Consider the following 16,032-nt stretch of genomic DNA (forward strand, 5'->3'; position numbering starts at 1 on the left):
TTTTTTATATATGATCAAAGAGTAGAAAACCCTTATGTCTAAAATAGATGACGAAGAGATTAAGCGCGTTTATATCCAAGCAGACTTACTCTACGGAGAAGCTGAAGTCGAGCATGCCATCAACAAATTAGCCGCGCTAATCACCAAAGACATGATGAATAAGACCCCTGTGGTATTCCCCGTATTAAATGGCGGCTTAGTCATTGGGGGCAAGCTGCTCACTAAATTGAACTTCCCTCTTGAGGCTGGTTATTTGCATGCAACTCGTTATCGCAATACGACGTCAGGCCATCAACTCGAATGGATAGTTAAACCTCAGATTGATTTTAAAGGGCGCGCAGTGCTTATTATCGATGACATCTTAGATGAGGGACATACCCTAGCTGAGGTTGTTAGTTATTGTCGATCGGAAGGCGCTAGCGAGGTAAAGGTTGCGGTACTTGTACATAAAAACCATGACCGTAAGCCTAACCCTGAATTAAAAGCGGACTTTGTCGGTCTAGAAATTGAAGACCGCTATATTTTTGGCTACGGCATGGACTACAAAGGCTATTGGCGAAATGCCCCCGGGATCTTTGCCGTAAAGGAATAAAAATAAAATCCTCTATTCTAAAAATACACATAAGACTCGTGGACTCGAGCCTTATGTGTATCAAATATTAACGAGGCTCTGAAAACTCTCCAGTCACAACCGGCTCATCCAGAGCAAAAGGCGGCTGACTTGCTAAGTGAACAGTTGTTGTTGGGAAGGCAATTGAAGCTCCTCTCTGCTCAATAATATCCATAACCTTAACCATCACATCCTGCTTAATTTCATGGAAGCGAATCCAGTTGGTTGTCTTGGTAAAGGTATAGATAAAAAAGTCTAAAGATGAAGGCCCAAAACGATCAAAATTAACAATCAATGTTTGCCTTGTATCAATCTCAGGATGCTCTAAAAGCATCGTTTTAACGGTTGAAATTATATCAGTGAGCTGTGCTGCATCATCATAACGAACGCCCACGTATTCGTAGATACGTCGATTGGTCATACGTGATGGATTCTCTACAGAGATATTCGCAAAAGTTGCATTAGGCACATAGAGCGGTCTTTTATCAAAAGTACGAATACGGGTCTGACGCCAACCTATATCTTCTACTGTACCTTCTATCTGTTTATCTGGTGAACGGATCCAATCACCCACTTTGAACGGGCGATCTAGATAGATCATCAAACCACCAAAGAAGTTCGCTAAAATATCCTTAGCTGCAAAACCAACGGCAATACCACCAATACCACCAAAGGCAAGAATCCCAGAGATACTGTAACCGTAGTTCTGCATCACGATCATGATGATAATAACTAACAGAATCAAACGAACTAAACGGCCAAGCGCACCTACTGTTGTTGGATCCATAGGCTTAACCATTCGATCAGGCATCACCAAGACTTCTTCTATTCCATTAAGGAAACGGAAAAACGACCACGCAATAATTACAATCAGCACGGAACGAGGCAGTGGGCTATCATCATCTAATACTTGGATTGATAGATGGGCCTGGAAAATCTGTACAAGCCAATAACCTGCACTCAGCCAAATAAGAAACAGCAGCGGGCGACTAAAAGCATTGAGAATAACGTCATCCCAGAGCATTTTAGTTTTTTCAGCTTGTCTCATTAATTGCCCAAGAACAACACGCGTTACAATATCAGCCACAACCGCAGCTACACAAATAGCAACCGACAAAATCATCCACGCAGACGCATCATACGCAGGGAGGTATTCAGTCAATAATTGATTTAGTAATTCTATCATTTCCCGTTATCCATCAATGTTTTTGCTAACAAGCGCGCAGATTTTAATCTTTCATCGTCTAGAGTCCAATCCGAGCCTTTCAGCTCAAGAAGCTCAGGTAATGCTTTATAACCTGAAGCGTCCAAATAGGACAATATCTCTATTGTACCCTCTCTATCATTACAACAAAGTATCGCCTGACAACCTGCCAGCAGCGCTTTTTCTGCTCGTTGTCCATAGCCACCTACACTATGGGCTGCTTTCATACTAAGGTCATCACTAAAAATAATGCCCTTAAAGCCTAGCCGCTCTCGCAATATTTTTTGCATCCAAAAAGCAGAGTAGCCCGCCGGTGCTGAATCACACTCAGGATAGAGTACATGAGCAAACATCATTGCCGGCATACCCTTCTCAATTGCTCGCCGAAATGGCAGCATATCTGTATCCCAGAGCTGGGCAAAAGGGCGATCATCAATTGCGTCAGCATGGTGTGTATCGGCATTAGCCCAGCCATGACCTGGAAAGTGTTTTCCAGTGGCTGTCATACCTGCATCAGCCATACCAGATATATACGCTTCAGATAACTGAGTAACTGCCTTATGGTCTGTAGCAAATGCACGGTTTCCAATAACCGAATTACGCCCATAATCCACATCTAACACGGGAGCAAAGCTAAGATCTACATCCAATAAGCGCATTTCTGCCGCCATTAAATAACCTAACTGAGATGCTGCCTGCAACCCCTGAGCATGGTCCAAACAGAATAACGCATGAACACTTTTTACCGGAGGTAGCAGAGTAACGCCCTCCTTTAAGCGCTGTACCCGTCCACCCTCTTGATCAATACTAATAATTAACTCTGGACGTATCTCACGAATCTTTTTGATTAACGTCTTAACTTGGTCGGCGGATTTTGTGTTTCGCCCAAAAAGAATAACACCCCCAATAAGCGGATGTTTTAATAGAACAGATTCCGCCTGAGTTAGCTCAATACCATCTAAATCGAGAAACAGAGAAGCATGCATATAGATAAGCCTAATTACTTATTCTTGAATAAAAACCGGAGCGCCATAAGAAACCCTTTCAAACAGCTCAAGCATGTCAGAATTGCGCATACGTATACAACCATGGGAGCGAGCAATACCCATAGGCTCTGAATCGGGAGTGCCATGAATATAAATATACCGCTGCATACTATCCTTATCCCCTAAGCGATTAAAGCCATGTTCACACCCTGATAACCATAAAATACGGGTCAGTATCCAATCCCGTTTAGGAAACTTCGCTGCCAAGTTAGAGGAGTAAATCTCCCCCGTAAAACGACGGCCAACAAATACAGCATTGATAGGTAAACCGGAGCCAATTTTTGCTCGAATATAATGCTTACCTCGAGGGGTACATCCACTATTTTTGAGTTCACCGACCCCATTCAATGCGGTAGAAATCGAATAAATCGCAAGCGTCTGCTCCCCATCAACTAATGATAGTTGCTGGTTAGCAATAGAGATAACGAGCTGCAGCATAGGATTAAACGCGACAGAAATAGGTTTTATCCGTTCGAGCCTGCAAACCTGCAGAAAGTACAGGAATCATACGGTGTAAGATCCTCTCAACCTCAGCACCACTATCAAACTCACGTTTTTCTATGCCATGGAGCGTTTGAAAATTAGAGAGTGTGAAAGTGATAGAGCCTAAGCAGAAATGAAGCCGCCAGAAAAATTCATCATCCTCCATAGGCGCAGCATCGGCACGAAGTAACTGAATAAAAGGCTGCAGGGTATCTTGATAGCGACTAATCAGAAAACCACGTAGCTCTTCTTGGTTTTGCATATAGGAGAGTTCAAGCAAACGCATAAATACCGCCAAGGCATTCACATTGTCATGATTAACGACTAAGAGTGTACGCATCAAAATTTCGAGCAACTCATCCAAAGTCACCTGACCGGCATCAGTGGATAGATTACGATGCTCTAACATCGAGGTCAATTCAGTACACAGCGGAGTCAAAAACTTCTCTGCCACCGCTTGAATCAACCCCTTTTTAGAACCAAAATGGTAGTTGATTGCCGCTAAATTGACATCAGCCTTGCTAGTAATTTGGCGCACGGTTGTCTCAGCAAATCCCTGCTCCGCAAATAGAATTTCTGCTGCCTTAATAATACTCGCAGATGTTCCTTTATGATTCATCCAAGCTCCAAACTAGCGTTTAAAACAGATAGTGACAAATTATAAGGAAAAAATCCATTCACTTATTCAGCTATGACTGACAAAAAACATCAGCCATAGCTAAAATTGAAATCAAACACTAGCAGTCGGCCTAGCGACTCCAGATTTTTGATTGCGTCAAACGTCCCCACCATCTCAGCAACACTTTATCACTTGAGGAAACGGCTAATTCAGAGATTTTTTCCTGTAACGATTTTTTCTGCTCATAACGAACAATATAGATATCTGCCTTATCAGCAGCATCCATCATATATTGATCCGAAGTCATCAATTCATCAACTAAGTGAACATCCAGCGCCTGCTTACCAAACCAAATTTCGCCGGTTGCAACTTTATCTATATCAACTTCAGTGCGGTACTCATGAACAAAGTTCTTAAACAGCTCGTGAGTTTCTTCTAGCTCTTCGACAAACTTCTCACGACCTTTATCTGTATTTTCACCAAACACAGTCAAAGTGCGCTTGTACTCTCCCGCCGTTAAGACTTCATAGTCGATATCGTTCTTTTTCAGCAAACGATGGAAGTTAGGTAGCTGGGCAATAACACCAATAGATCCAACGATAGCGAAAGGTGCGGCCAGCAATTTATCAGCTAAGCATGCCATCATATAACCACCACTGGCAGCAACGCGATCCACACAGATTGTTAAGGGAATCTCTTTACGTTTAATTCGCTCAATTTGTGATGAAGCTAAACCATACTCATGCACCATACCACCTGGGCTTTCAAGGCGAATTAGTACTTCATCTTGCTTCTCCGCCATCAATAAGACAGCTGAAATTTCTTGGCGTAAAGGCTCAACTTCGCTGGCTTTAACATCACCATCAAAATCAAGTACAAACATACGTTTGCGGCGCGGCTGATCATCTGCAGGCGGTGTTTTTTTCTGGGCTTTTTTATCCGCCTTCGCTTTTTTCTTCTCCTCTTTGAGCATAGCTTTTAGCTCACACTCATCAAGAATCGATCCTTCCAATGCTTCTTTCATCTCAGTAAGTTCATCATTAAAATGAATCACCTCGATGTCACCCTGTTTAGCATCTTTACGTGAGCGTGTTGACACTACAGCAATACCTGCCACAACAGCGAGTACGGCAAAGACAATAGTTACTGATTTTGCAAGGAAAAGACTGTAATCACTCAGAAACTCAATCACCGAGAAAACTCCAAAATAAACTAGTAAGTTTGAAGAGCGCTAATGTATCATATTTCTATCCGTTACCCACCCAGTTTGAGACTTCTCTTTCATGAGCCAGGATATCTCCGTTGTAAACGTTATTGAAAAGCTACCAAGTCGCTTCGTTAAGGAAAATGCTCAAGATTTTTCCGCGACCTTTCAATTTACTCTTGATGATGATCAAGATTTCCACATAACCATCTCTGATGAGAAATGCAGCATAAATTTAGGAGAACACCCTGATCCAAACGTTACTCTTATTATGGACTCCGAAACAATGGTTGAAGTTATTACGGGCCAAAAAGATGGTATGAGTGCCTTTATGTCAGGCAAGTTAAGAGCGGAAGGTAACGTCTTACTTGCCACAAAACTGAGTAAACTATTCAGCCGTGAAAAACAAAGCTGAATCCTCAGGCAAGCTCTCACCTATATCAATTAAGAAACGGTCAATAAGCCTGCGTGCTATTGTAAATTTGGGGGGGAGTACGGGCAAGTCACTCGCGGAGAACCAGCCTGCATCAAGTATCTCCTCTCCATCCGGTGTAATTTCGCCGCTGTCATATTCAGCCATATAGCCCAGCATAAAAGAGTGTGGAAATGGCCAAGATTGACTAAAACAATATGTAAGATTTTTTATACGAATACCCACCTCCTCTTTCACCTCCCTAACCACTGCATTCTCAGCACTTTCTCCAGCCTCAATAAAACCAGCTAAAGCGCTATAACGCCCTGGAGCAAACTTACTCGCATGCGCTAATAAGCATTGATCGCCTTTTCGAACTAACACAATAATACAAGGTGATATTCTAGGGTATTGTCGATGAAAACAAGAACCACATACTTTAGCTAGTTCATTTTGATGCGCCTCCAAAGGAGCAGCACAACGGGGACAGTATTTAAACGATTCATGCCAAGTAACAATCTGCGCTGCAGATGAAAGCAACGTGTAAGTACTCTCGTCCTCAACCGCTGCCAGCATGGTCCTTAAACCGCATAAAGCCTCAGGATCGACACTAGCAGGCAGTTCACCCTCGGCAACTATAGCAACGCGATAATCTGCATTTTCAAGTAATCCTAAAGGGTAACTCGCAATTAGAGGAGTATTCACTAAATCAGACTCACTAAATGTCAGGACACCTGACGCAGTACCGATTAATTGTTCATTAGTTGCTAATAAATATACACAATGAGAATCAGACAACGAGCGCACCTTCTTAAATTAACGAGCCAAAAAAATAAGCATCTGGAACTAAAATCAAGCCTTTATTATTCCCTAAAAAACCAAAAACATGCGTTAAGACAGTACATTAGACTTCTGCTTTAAGGGCTCAACTGTTAATCTTAGCCACATTATAAAAAACAAACGCAGTGATAATTTCAACTATTATAACTATTAAATACTGGCTGTTCTGGCATAGGGAAGAACATTCAATGACAAATACGCTACCACAAGCATTAGTTAAAAACTTTCTGGGTAACTCCCCCGTCTGGTACAAACAAGCAATTATAGGGTTTCTCGTACTCAACCCTATTATCCTATTCACTATGGGGCCTGTGATAACAGGTTGGTTGCTTATCTTTGAATTCATCTTCACTTTAGCACTTGCTTTAAAGTGTTATCCACTGCAGCCCGGCGGCTTACTTGCCATTGAAGCTATAGTTATCGGCCTTGCAAGCCCAGAATCAGTATCTCATGAGGTAGAAGCCAATTTAGAAGTCATACTGCTACTGATGTTTATGGTGGCTGGCATCTATTTTATGAAGAGCATGCTGCTTTGGGTCTTCACTAGAATTTTACTTAAGGTTAGATCTAAAATTACGATCTCTCTTTTATTCTCCTTTTCCGCAGCCTTGCTATCAGCCTTCCTTGATGCACTTACAGTAACCGCTGTACTTATTAGCGTGGGGGTTGGTTTTTACGCGGTTTACCATAAAGTGGCATCGGGTAAAACTTACCATCATCCTGATCATGATCACGCCGATGACCATACTGTACAACAAAACCATAAACAAGATCTTGAGCAATTCCGAGAGTTTCTTCGTAGTTTGCTGATGCATGGCGCAGTAGGTACTGCACTGGGTGGTGTCTGTACCCTTGTGGGTGAGCCTCAAAACCTACTTATCGCCGAAAAAGCGGGCTGGGACTTTATCCAGTTCTTTGTTTTAATGGCTCCTATTACGATGCCGGTACTTGTAGCAGGGCTGATCACTTGTGCGTTGCTCGAAAAGTTCAAAATTCTAGGTTATGGCACATTGCTACCTGAAAATGTCCGTAACGTTTTATTGGATTATGCTGGCGAAGAAGATGCTAAACGTACTATGCGTGATAAAGCCACACTGCTAATCCAAGCAGTTGTTGCTGTTTTTCTTGTAATTGCATTGGCATTGCATTTGGCTGCGGTAGGTATCATTGGCTTGACGGTTATTATTCTACTAACCGCATTTAACGGGGTTGTGGAAGAGCACCAAATAGGAAAAGCTTTTGAAGAAGCCCTCCCCTTTACTGCGCTACTGGTCGTTTTCTTCTCGATTGTATCCGTCATTCATGATCAGCATTTGTTCCAACCAATTATTCAAGCCGTTTTAGATATGGACCCAGACTCTCAACCCGGTGTTTTCTTTATTGCTAACGGCGTTTTATCCGCCATTAGTGATAATGTATTTGTTGCAACGGTCTATATAAATGAAGTGGTTGATGCCTATAACGCAGGCAATATTAGCCGTGAGCATTTTGATGTTTTAGCGATCGCAATCAATACAGGTACTAACATACCAAGCGTTGCAACACCAAATGGACAAGCCGCATTCCTGTTCTTACTAACCTCAGCCATTGCCCCGCTTATCCGTCTATCCTATGGACGCATGGTACTAATGGCACTGCCTTATACTATAGTGATGAGTATCACCGCCTACACTGCGCTGATGATTTCACACTAAATTGTAAGTTCAACTAGAAAGTTAGTGACAAATAAAAAGCTCCGTATCTACGGAGCTTTTTTATTTACTTAGAATATCGGAAAATCCTTAACTATCAGCTACTTCGTCACTATGTAGCCATTGACACTCCCCGCCTGTTTTCTTCTCTAACATTTGCAGAAAATCAGTATGAAGCTTTAACTCTTGTTCCGATAGATGAATCACAGGCAGATCATCCGCCCCTGAGATTCGGGTTATCCCTCCCTCTTCTCCTCCATCTAGCTCTGCTCCTAGAGACAGATTAGTTTGCCCACCGGTTAGCGCTAAATAAACATCTGCAAGTATTTCTGAGTCGAGTAAAGCGCCATGAAGTTCACGATGGGCATTATTAATACCGTAACGATTACATAACGCATCCAGGTTATTTTTTTGCCCTGGATGCCTTTTCCTAGCTAATAATAAGGAATCAGTTACGGGACAAAAGTGCTTAACCCTTTCAGGGAAATTATTACGCTCAAATTCAGTGTCGATAAAGCCAATATCAAACGCTGCATTATGGATAATAAGTTCAGCTCCTCGAATAAACTCTACAAATTCATCCATAATCTCATGAAACTTGGGCTTATCGGCCAAAAACTCATTGGTAATACCATGAACCTGCATAGCGCCAGCATCAATCGCATGATCAGGTTTTATATATTGATGATAAGTACGCCCAGTCAAGCGACGGTTAAACATCTCAACACAACCAATCTCAATAATATTATGACCTTCAGATGGTTCTAAGCCTGTAGTTTCCGTATCAAGAACAACCTGTCTCATACTTTGTTTAGCGCCTCCACACCTTTATTTGCCAACTGATCAGCCAGTTCATTCTCTGGGTGGCCGCTGTGCCCTTTAACCCAACGCCAGTCAATTTTATGTGACTGCGTAGCAAGATCTAAACGCTTCCAAAGGTCAGCATTTTTTACTGGTTTATTTTGCGAATTTTTCCAGCTTTTTCGTTTCCAACCAGCCAACCACTCAGTAATACCTTGTCTAACGTATTGTGAGTCGGTTGTAAGAACAACCTCACAAGGCCGATTTAAGGTTTCAAGTGCCATAATGGCGGCCATCAACTCCATACGATTGTTAGTCGTATCTGGCTCACCACCAAACAACTGCTTCTCAGCATCCGCATAGCGCATAACAGCGCCCCAACCTCCAGGGCCAGGATTACCTTTACAGGCACCATCAGTATATATTTCAACGATGTTCACGAGTTTCCCTTAATGTTCCCCTAGTAGATGGCTCTACGACAGGAATTGAAATCAAACGACGAAGTCCCCAACCAGAACGTAAAGGCGTCATACCTGCGATATCTTTCCGAGCTAATAAAACCGAAAAAGCACCATGATGACCTGGGAAACAATTCGCCAGCCCACCAAAGAAGCTAAAACGCTTACGCCATTTTAACATTTCAAATGGCAGCTGATGATAACCCGAAAGGTGTTGTAGTTCAGTCAATTCTAACAGTTGTAGCCAATCAGATAACCTTCCGTGACTGATAAAGTGACCGCACCATGGCGCGGTGTGCTTACCACACCCAAACAGATGCTTAATCCCCCAATAACTATTCGGATTAAACCCTATAATAACAACGTGCCCACCAGGCCTTAATACCCTAGATGCCTCACGTAATACCTGATGGGGAGAATCAGTAAAGTCCAACGCATGATGTAGAATAACGACATCAACACTCTCATGGGCAAGTGGGATTTCATCATTTTTTGCTACTATATTATTGTCAGACAAACCTAACTCAGTTGCCGGAACCACAGAAAAGCAATGGGAAACGGGGCTTTCTTCAAATAGCTTAACCCGCGAATCCACAGAGAATTGCGCCAAATGCATGCCAAATAAGGTTGAAGTGATGCGATCCACTACAGCCCTCTCTGCATTTAAAAATTCGGCGCCAAGCTCAGAATCGAACCATTCTTTCAATTGAGGCACTAATAGATCAATAGATGGTTGTTTTCGAAAGCTCATGAGTTTTCCCAAATAAATACTGGTTCAACATAATATAAGCAGTATTATATCTCTTTTACGCTACTGCAAATCACAATTTTGTTTGAGGTACTAAAATGTTTACCGTAACCCCTATTCCAGCCTTTTCTGACAATTACATCTGGGCCATCTCGATGAATGGGGACGATAAAATCATTGTTGTTGATCCAGGAGATGCGCAAGCAGTAGAGCAATATCTAACAAGAAACAACTTAACCTTATCCGCCATATTAATTACACACCACCATAATGATCATACTGGCGGCGTAGCTGAATTAACGGCCCATCGTGATATTTCTATTTACGGCCCAGCGAACTCTCCCTTCAAAGGTATAACAACAGCACTTCGTAACGGCGATGAGATAGAGCTGCTAGGCAGTACCTTTAAAGTACGTGAGATTCCAGGACATACACTCGACCATATCAGTTATTTAGTAGAAAGCGAGCCTGCACAGATTTTTTGTGGTGATACTTTATTTCTAGCAGGATGTGGCCGTTTGTTTGAAGGAACAGCAAAGCAGATGCTACAAGCGATGCATTATTTTGCCCAATTAGCAGATGATACTGAGGTCTACTGCACTCACGAGTACTCATTAGCAAATTTGAGTTTTGCCGCAGCGGTAGAACCCGATAACAAGGAGATTCAACTCGCTATAAAAGACTGCACCCTCCTTCGCGAGCAAAATAAACCAACCCTCCCAACAAGCATCGGCCAAGAGAAAAAAACCAACCCATTTATGCGTACAGACCAAGATGCTGTTATCAACGCGGCCAGCGCTTTTGGTGCAAAACGTCTACATTCAGAAGTAGAAGTCTTTGCCTCTATCCGAGAATGGAAGAATCAATTCTAAATAACATTTAACAACAAAAATCATCGCCCTATTGACCGCCCGTTGGCCACTGTTAGAATGGGTCAATTTTCATCTCCAGCGTACTCGGAGCAATATGCACATATCCAACAAAGCGGTCTTCTCCTTTATCCTGTCAAGTATAGTACTTACAGGTTGTCAAACGGTCACAGAGAAGCCCGTATCGTTAAGCAGTAATGATATTGAATTTACTGAAGCGTCCGACCATACCTATCCAAATACGGTGACGGCTGAAGAGACAAAACCACCACAAGCGAATGCCACTAAACCGTCGGACCTTTGGCAAATTACCCGAGAGAATATGGCGCTAGACCTAAGCATCGATAAGCAGCGAGTGCAGTCGCAGGTAAAATGGTATAGCAAACACCCAAAATATATCGACAGGGTCGTTAAACGTGCGGAACCTTATTACTACCATATTCTGACCCAAGCCTTAGAGCGAGGTCTGCCCACTGAATTAGCCTTATTACCTATAGTGGAGAGTGCGTTTGATCCTTTCGCATACTCCCATGGGCGTGCAGCGGGAGCATGGCAGTTTATACCTTCGACAGGAAAGCATTTCGGCTTAGAGCAGAATTGGTGGTATGACGGTCGTCGAGATATTATCAGTTCAACTGATGCCGCCTACACTTACTTAGCGCAATTAAACAAACGATTTAATGGTGACTGGCTGCTCGCATTAGCCGCTTATAATGCAGGTGGCGGTAATGTATCTCTTGCGATAAAACGCAATAAACGTAAAGGGAAGCCAACTGATTATTGGTCTCTTAACTTACCAAAAGAAACAATGGCTTATGTTCCTAAACTCTTAGCGATTGCCGAGTTAATTAAAAACTCTGAAGAATACGATCTTACACTACGTCCCATCAGTAATAAGCCCTACTTCACCGCCGTTGATACACAAAGCCAAATCGACTTAGCCCAAGCCGCATCGATGGCTGGCATCACCACAAAAGAACTGTATCTGCTAAATCCAGGTTTTAACCGCTGGGCAACAGCCCCTGAAGGCCCTCACCGTCTATTGATCCCTGTAGAAAACGCTGTACAGTTTAATCAAGCCTTAGCTCAACTTCCTGCTTCTGAGCGTGTAAAGTGGACAAGATATAAAATAAAATCAGGTGATTCCCTGATCGCCATTGCGAAAAAATTCGAAACAACCACAAACCTAATTCGTAAAACGAATAATATCAAAGGCAACAATATTCGCGCAGGCAAAACGATTCTTGTTCCAACAGCAGCGCAGCAAGCAAGTGAATATGCACTGAGTCAGCATCAACGCCATATTCAAAAGCAAAAAACTATTTCAAGAAGCACCGACAGAAAAGATACCTACTACACTGTCAAATCAGGTGATAGCTTTTGGAGTATTGCTCAAAAAAACCAAGTGGGTGTACGCCAATTAGCTAGCTGGAATAGCATGGCACCTAATGATGCTTTGCCTATAGGTAAACGACTGGTTATTTGGAGTAAACCAACTCAAACAGTATTAAACAACGCAGATCGACAAATCATCCGTAAAGTTGGCTATAAAGTTCGCAGTGGTGATTCTCTTTCAAGGATTGCCGAAAAGTTTAATGTGCGTATCGCCGATATTTTACATTGGAATAATTTAGATAAAGCAAAATATCTAAAACTGGGACAAAGCTTAACCTTGTATGTCGATGTTACACGCTCCAACTAGATTTTGATTGCTCAAAACAGGATAGATCATGGACACAACAGCCTATATCATCATTGTTGTTAGTACCGGACTCGCTATTATTTTTAAGCTAGTGCTGTTTAAACGTATTCAAAAATGGATGGATCAAGACCTCATTAAAGGCTTAGCCGGTGATAACAAAGAGAAATATGCTTTTCTCACAGATAAACATGCAGAGTTGCTTAAACAAAAGATAAAGCGCAAACATTTCCACCAGCAACTAACTAATTTTGCAGAACAGTTTGAACAAAAAAACACTTAACGAGTCTTATCAGTTTAGTGTGGTTATAGATCAACAAGGTTTTAAATAAGAAACAATTAAAGAACGCAATCCACCTAGCTGGATTAGCATAGCAAGTCCAAGTAGCATATTAAAAAGGAAACCCTATTGTTAAACTTACCTGTTGCGACTTTACGTTTTAGTACAAAACTAATTACAGCCGTCGGGTTTACCATAGGCATTTTATCAGCCCCCGTATTATCCCATGCCGATGCGGTCCAAGTAAGCCATGGCATCTCTATGCATGGTGACCTTAAGTACCCTAAAGGCTTTAGTCACTTTGATTACGTCAACCCCAAGGCACCGAAAGGCGGTAAAGTAACTCAATCCGCCATCGGTACATTTGATAGTTTCAATCAATTTATCGTTAAAGGTAACTCTGCAGATGGCCTAGGACTAATTTACGATACGCTGCTAGGTCGCGCCTTAGATGAGCCTTTCTCACTCTATGGTTTGATTGCAGAAAATATTGAAGTACCTAAGGATCGCAGTTGGATTATTTTCAATCTACGTAAGTCCGCAACGTTTAGTGATAACCATCCTCTAACCGCTGAGGATGTTGTTTTTAGTTTTGAGAAGCTCCGCAGTGAAGGTGCGCCCTTTTATAAAGCTTACTACGCCGACATTGATAAGATTGAAGCGCTCAATCCACACCGCGTTAAGTTTACCTTTAAAAATGCGCTTAACCGTGAGCTTGCACTCATTGTTGGTGAAGTCCCAATCCTTGCCAAACATTATTGGCAGGGAAAAGATTTTCAAAAGCCCTCCTTAGATATTCCTATAGGATCAGGCCCCTACATCATTGATTCTTACGATGCGGGTCGCAGCATTACCTATAAGCGTAATCCAAACTACTGGGCAAAAGATCTTCCAGTGAAAGTTGGCTATAACAACTTTGATATCCAAGTTTTTGACTACTATCGAGATGGTACAGTCGCGATGGAGGCATTCAAAGCGGGTGAATATGACTTCCGCCAAGAAAACTCTTCGAAACGCTGGGCGACAAGTTATACCGGACAATCTTTCGACGATGGCCGAATTAAAATTGCAGAGCTAGAGCATCAAAACCCTACAGGTATGCAAGCCTTTGTCATCAACAATCGCCGCGAACAGTTTTCTGATCCACGTGTAAGACAAGCACTCGCTTTAGCGTTCGATTTTGAGTGGACCAATAAGAATATATTCTTCAATGCTTACACACGTACACATAGCTTCTTCTCGAACTCAGAAATGGCGGCAACGAAACTGCCAACTAAAGAAGAGATTGAGATTCTTGAACCTGTACGTGACCAAGTGCCTCCACAAGTATTTACTCAAGTGTATAAAGCACCTGAAACCAATGGCGATGGTAAAATCTACACTCAACTTCGCCAAGCAAAACGGTTATTACAAGAAGCAGGCTGGGCCTTCAAATCAGGGAAGTTGATCAATGCAGAATCAGGCAAACCTCTAAAAGTAGAGATGCTACTTTACTCGCCTGCATTTGAGCGTGTTGTTTCACCTTTTATACGTAATTTAGAACGTTTAGGCATAGAAGCTAATATTCGCTTAGTCGATGTATCCCAGTATATAGCCCGCTTACGAAGCTATGATTTTGACATAGTCGTTAGCGGTTTTGGACAATCATCATCGCCGGGTAATGAACAACGAGATTACTGGCATTCATCTAGCGCCAACAAAGAAGGTAGCCGAAATCTCATAGGCATTCAAAACCCGGCCATTGATTATTTGGTAGAGCAACTTATTCAATCACCAGACCGCGAACAGCTAGTTTTAAGAACAAGAGCCTTGGATCGTGTGCTGCAGTGGAATCATTATGTTATTCCTCAATACCATATCAATAAGTACCGTGTGGCTTATTGGGATAAATTTGCCATGCCAGAAACACGTCCCAAATATGCGCTAGGTTTCAATACGTGGTGGATAAAGCCCGATAAGGACGTTAAATAATGGCCGCTTATATTTTGCGGCGCCTGCTGCTGATTATTCCAACCTTACTCGGCATATTGACCATTAACTTCTTAATTATTCAAGCGGCGCCAGGCGGCCCTGTTGAACAGACAATTGCTGAGTTACAAGGTATTAATATAGGCGCAACGGCCAGAATCAGCGGCGCACAAAGCGACCTATCGACTAACCAGCCAAAAGCCAATAGCAGTGAAAGCTCCTACCGTGGAGCCAGTGGATTAGATCCGGAATTGGTTAAAGAGATTGAAGCCCTATACGGCTTTGATAAACCAGCCCATGAGCGTTTCTGGCTAATGTTAAAAAGCTATGCCGTTTTTGATTTTGGTAAAAGCCTATTTAGTGATAAATCAGTTATCGATCTCATTATCGAAAAATTGCCGGTATCAATATCATTAGGGCTTTGGGCAACTTTAATCACCTATTTGGTTTCTATTCCTTTAGGCATTCGCAAAGCTGTACGTGATGGCACTCCTTTCGATATATGGACCAGCAGTGCAATTATTGTCGGTTACGCTATACCAAACTTTTTATTCGCTATTCTTTTAATCGTAATTTTTGCCGGCGGAACTTGGTTAGATTGGTTCCCCTTGAGAGGATTAACCTCCTCTAATTTCGATGAATTAAGCTTATGGGGTCAGGTAAAAGATTACTTCTGGCATATCACCTTACCCGTGATCGCATCAGTGATTGGTAGCTTTGCCACATTGACAATGCTAACTAAAAACTCGTTTTTAGATGAGATCAACAAACAATATGTACTCACCGCGCGGGCAAAAGGCCTGAAAGAAAACCAAGTGCTTTATGGCCATGTGTTCCGTAATGCTATGTTGATTATTATTGCGGGTATGCCAGCGGCTCTGATCTCAATATTCTTTACCGGCTCTATGCTGATAGAGGTTATATTCTCCCTAGATGGCATAGGTCTACTCGGTTACGAAGCCGTCATCAATAGAGATTACCCAGTTATCTTTGGCACCCTTTTTATCTTCACCCTTCTTGGTCTTATTCTGAAATTGATCAGCGATATTACTTATGTATTAGTTGACCCTAGAATTGATTTCGAAAGCAGGGAGCTGTAA

At 42.3% G+C, this 16,032-nt stretch carries 17 protein-coding genes; 8 read left to right on the forward strand and 9 right to left on the reverse strand.

Annotated features, from left to right (window positions below; genetic code table 11):
• Positions 1-34 precede the first annotated feature (34 nt).
• Positions 35-592, forward strand: coding sequence for a hypoxanthine-guanine phosphoribosyltransferase (locus A3774_RS07260; RefSeq protein ID WP_067865479.1), 558 nt, complete (start codon positions 35-37; stop codon positions 590-592).
• A gap of 67 nt (positions 593-659) precedes the next feature.
• Here the strand turns inward: A3774_RS07260 and A3774_RS07265 are convergent, their stop codons facing one another.
• The 5 genes from A3774_RS07265 to sohB form a co-directional block, all read right to left on the reverse strand.
• Complete coding sequence (locus A3774_RS07265) at positions 660-1,796, reverse strand: mechanosensitive ion channel family protein (RefSeq protein WP_067865482.1); 1,137 nt, start codon at positions 1,794-1,796, stop codon at positions 660-662.
• On the reverse strand, positions 1,793-2,800 hold the full coding sequence (gene nagZ, locus A3774_RS07270) for a beta-N-acetylhexosaminidase (protein WP_067865485.1): 1,008 nt from the start codon (positions 2,798-2,800) through the stop codon (positions 1,793-1,795). Before nagZ ends, A3774_RS07265 begins: the two co-directional genes overlap by 4 nt.
• Before the next feature lie 18 nt (positions 2,801-2,818).
• Entirely contained in the window at positions 2,819-3,298 is a 480-nt protein-coding gene (locus tag A3774_RS07275; protein WP_197468030.1) for a L,D-transpeptidase, read from the reverse strand.
• Between the two features lie 4 nt (positions 3,299-3,302).
• Positions 3,303-3,962 carry a TetR/AcrR family transcriptional regulator gene (locus tag A3774_RS07280; protein ID WP_067865488.1) on the reverse strand — a complete coding sequence of 220 codons (660 nt, stop codon included), beginning with the start codon at positions 3,960-3,962 and terminating at the stop codon, positions 3,303-3,305.
• A 130-nt stretch (positions 3,963-4,092) separates the two neighbouring features.
• The gene (gene sohB / locus A3774_RS07285; protein ID WP_197468031.1) at positions 4,093-5,154 is read right to left on the reverse strand and encodes a protease SohB; all 1,062 of its coding nucleotides are present in this window, start codon (positions 5,152-5,154) and stop codon (positions 4,093-4,095) included.
• A 91-nt stretch (positions 5,155-5,245) separates the two neighbouring features.
• Between sohB and A3774_RS07290 the strand changes: the two genes are divergently transcribed.
• Complete coding sequence (locus tag A3774_RS07290) at positions 5,246-5,581, forward strand: SCP2 sterol-binding domain-containing protein (RefSeq protein ID WP_156473678.1); 336 nt, start codon at positions 5,246-5,248, stop codon at positions 5,579-5,581.
• On the opposite strand, the gene nudC is transcribed toward A3774_RS07290, so the two are convergent.
• Positions 5,555-6,376, reverse strand: a complete 822-nt coding sequence (gene nudC, locus A3774_RS07295; RefSeq protein WP_067865491.1) for an NAD(+) diphosphatase — start codon at positions 6,374-6,376, stop codon at positions 5,555-5,557. The two genes, A3774_RS07290 and nudC, sit on opposite strands and share 27 nt — an antisense overlap.
• A 230-nt stretch (positions 6,377-6,606) precedes the next feature.
• Here nudC and nhaB point away from each other — a divergent pair, with 230 nt between their 5' ends.
• Entirely contained in the window at positions 6,607-8,112 is a 1,506-nt protein-coding gene (nhaB, locus tag A3774_RS07300) for a sodium/proton antiporter NhaB (RefSeq protein WP_067865494.1), read from the forward strand.
• A gap of 87 nt (positions 8,113-8,199) precedes the next feature.
• On the opposite strand, the gene dnaQ is transcribed toward nhaB, so the two are convergent.
• From dnaQ to A3774_RS07315, 3 genes are read right to left on the reverse strand one after another with little or no spacing between them, the layout of a single operon-like run.
• The gene (gene dnaQ / locus A3774_RS07305) at positions 8,200-8,913 is read right to left on the reverse strand and encodes a DNA polymerase III subunit epsilon (protein ID WP_067865497.1); all 714 of its coding nucleotides are present in this window, start codon (positions 8,911-8,913) and stop codon (positions 8,200-8,202) included.
• On the reverse strand, positions 8,910-9,350 hold the full coding sequence (gene rnhA, locus A3774_RS07310) for a ribonuclease HI (RefSeq protein ID WP_067865500.1): 441 nt from the start codon (positions 9,348-9,350) through the stop codon (positions 8,910-8,912). Before rnhA ends, dnaQ begins: the two co-directional genes overlap by 4 nt.
• Positions 9,337-10,119, reverse strand: coding sequence for a class I SAM-dependent methyltransferase (locus tag A3774_RS07315; RefSeq protein WP_067865503.1), 783 nt, complete (start codon positions 10,117-10,119; stop codon positions 9,337-9,339). Before A3774_RS07315 ends, rnhA begins: the two co-directional genes overlap by 14 nt.
• A gap of 95 nt (positions 10,120-10,214) precedes the next feature.
• Here A3774_RS07315 and gloB point away from each other — a divergent pair, with 95 nt between their 5' ends.
• The 5 genes from gloB (at position 10,215) to A3774_RS07340 (ending at position 16,032) form a co-directional block, all read left to right on the forward strand.
• Positions 10,215-10,988 carry a hydroxyacylglutathione hydrolase gene (gloB, locus tag A3774_RS07320; RefSeq protein WP_067865506.1) on the forward strand — a complete coding sequence of 258 codons (774 nt, stop codon included), beginning with the start codon at positions 10,215-10,217 and terminating at the stop codon, positions 10,986-10,988.
• A 94-nt stretch (positions 10,989-11,082) separates the two neighbouring features.
• Complete coding sequence (locus A3774_RS07325; protein ID WP_067865510.1) at positions 11,083-12,687, forward strand: lytic transglycosylase; 1,605 nt, start codon at positions 11,083-11,085, stop codon at positions 12,685-12,687.
• Positions 12,688-12,715: 28 nt separating this feature from the next.
• Positions 12,716-12,967 carry a hypothetical protein gene (locus A3774_RS07330; protein WP_067865513.1) on the forward strand — a complete coding sequence of 84 codons (252 nt, stop codon included), beginning with the start codon at positions 12,716-12,718 and terminating at the stop codon, positions 12,965-12,967.
• 126 nt (positions 12,968-13,093) lie between these two features.
• Positions 13,094-14,935, forward strand: coding sequence for an extracellular solute-binding protein (locus A3774_RS07335; RefSeq protein ID WP_231867959.1), 1,842 nt, complete (start codon positions 13,094-13,096; stop codon positions 14,933-14,935).
• A complete protein-coding gene (locus A3774_RS07340) occupies positions 14,935-16,032 on the forward strand; it encodes a microcin C ABC transporter permease YejB (protein WP_067865517.1) in 1,098 nt (365 codons plus the stop codon). Before A3774_RS07335 ends, A3774_RS07340 begins: the two co-directional genes overlap by 1 nt.

Source organism: Neptuniibacter marinus (genome assembly GCF_001597725.1).
GTDB classification, from domain to species: Bacteria; Pseudomonadota; Gammaproteobacteria; order Pseudomonadales; family Balneatricaceae; genus Neptuniibacter; species Neptuniibacter marinus.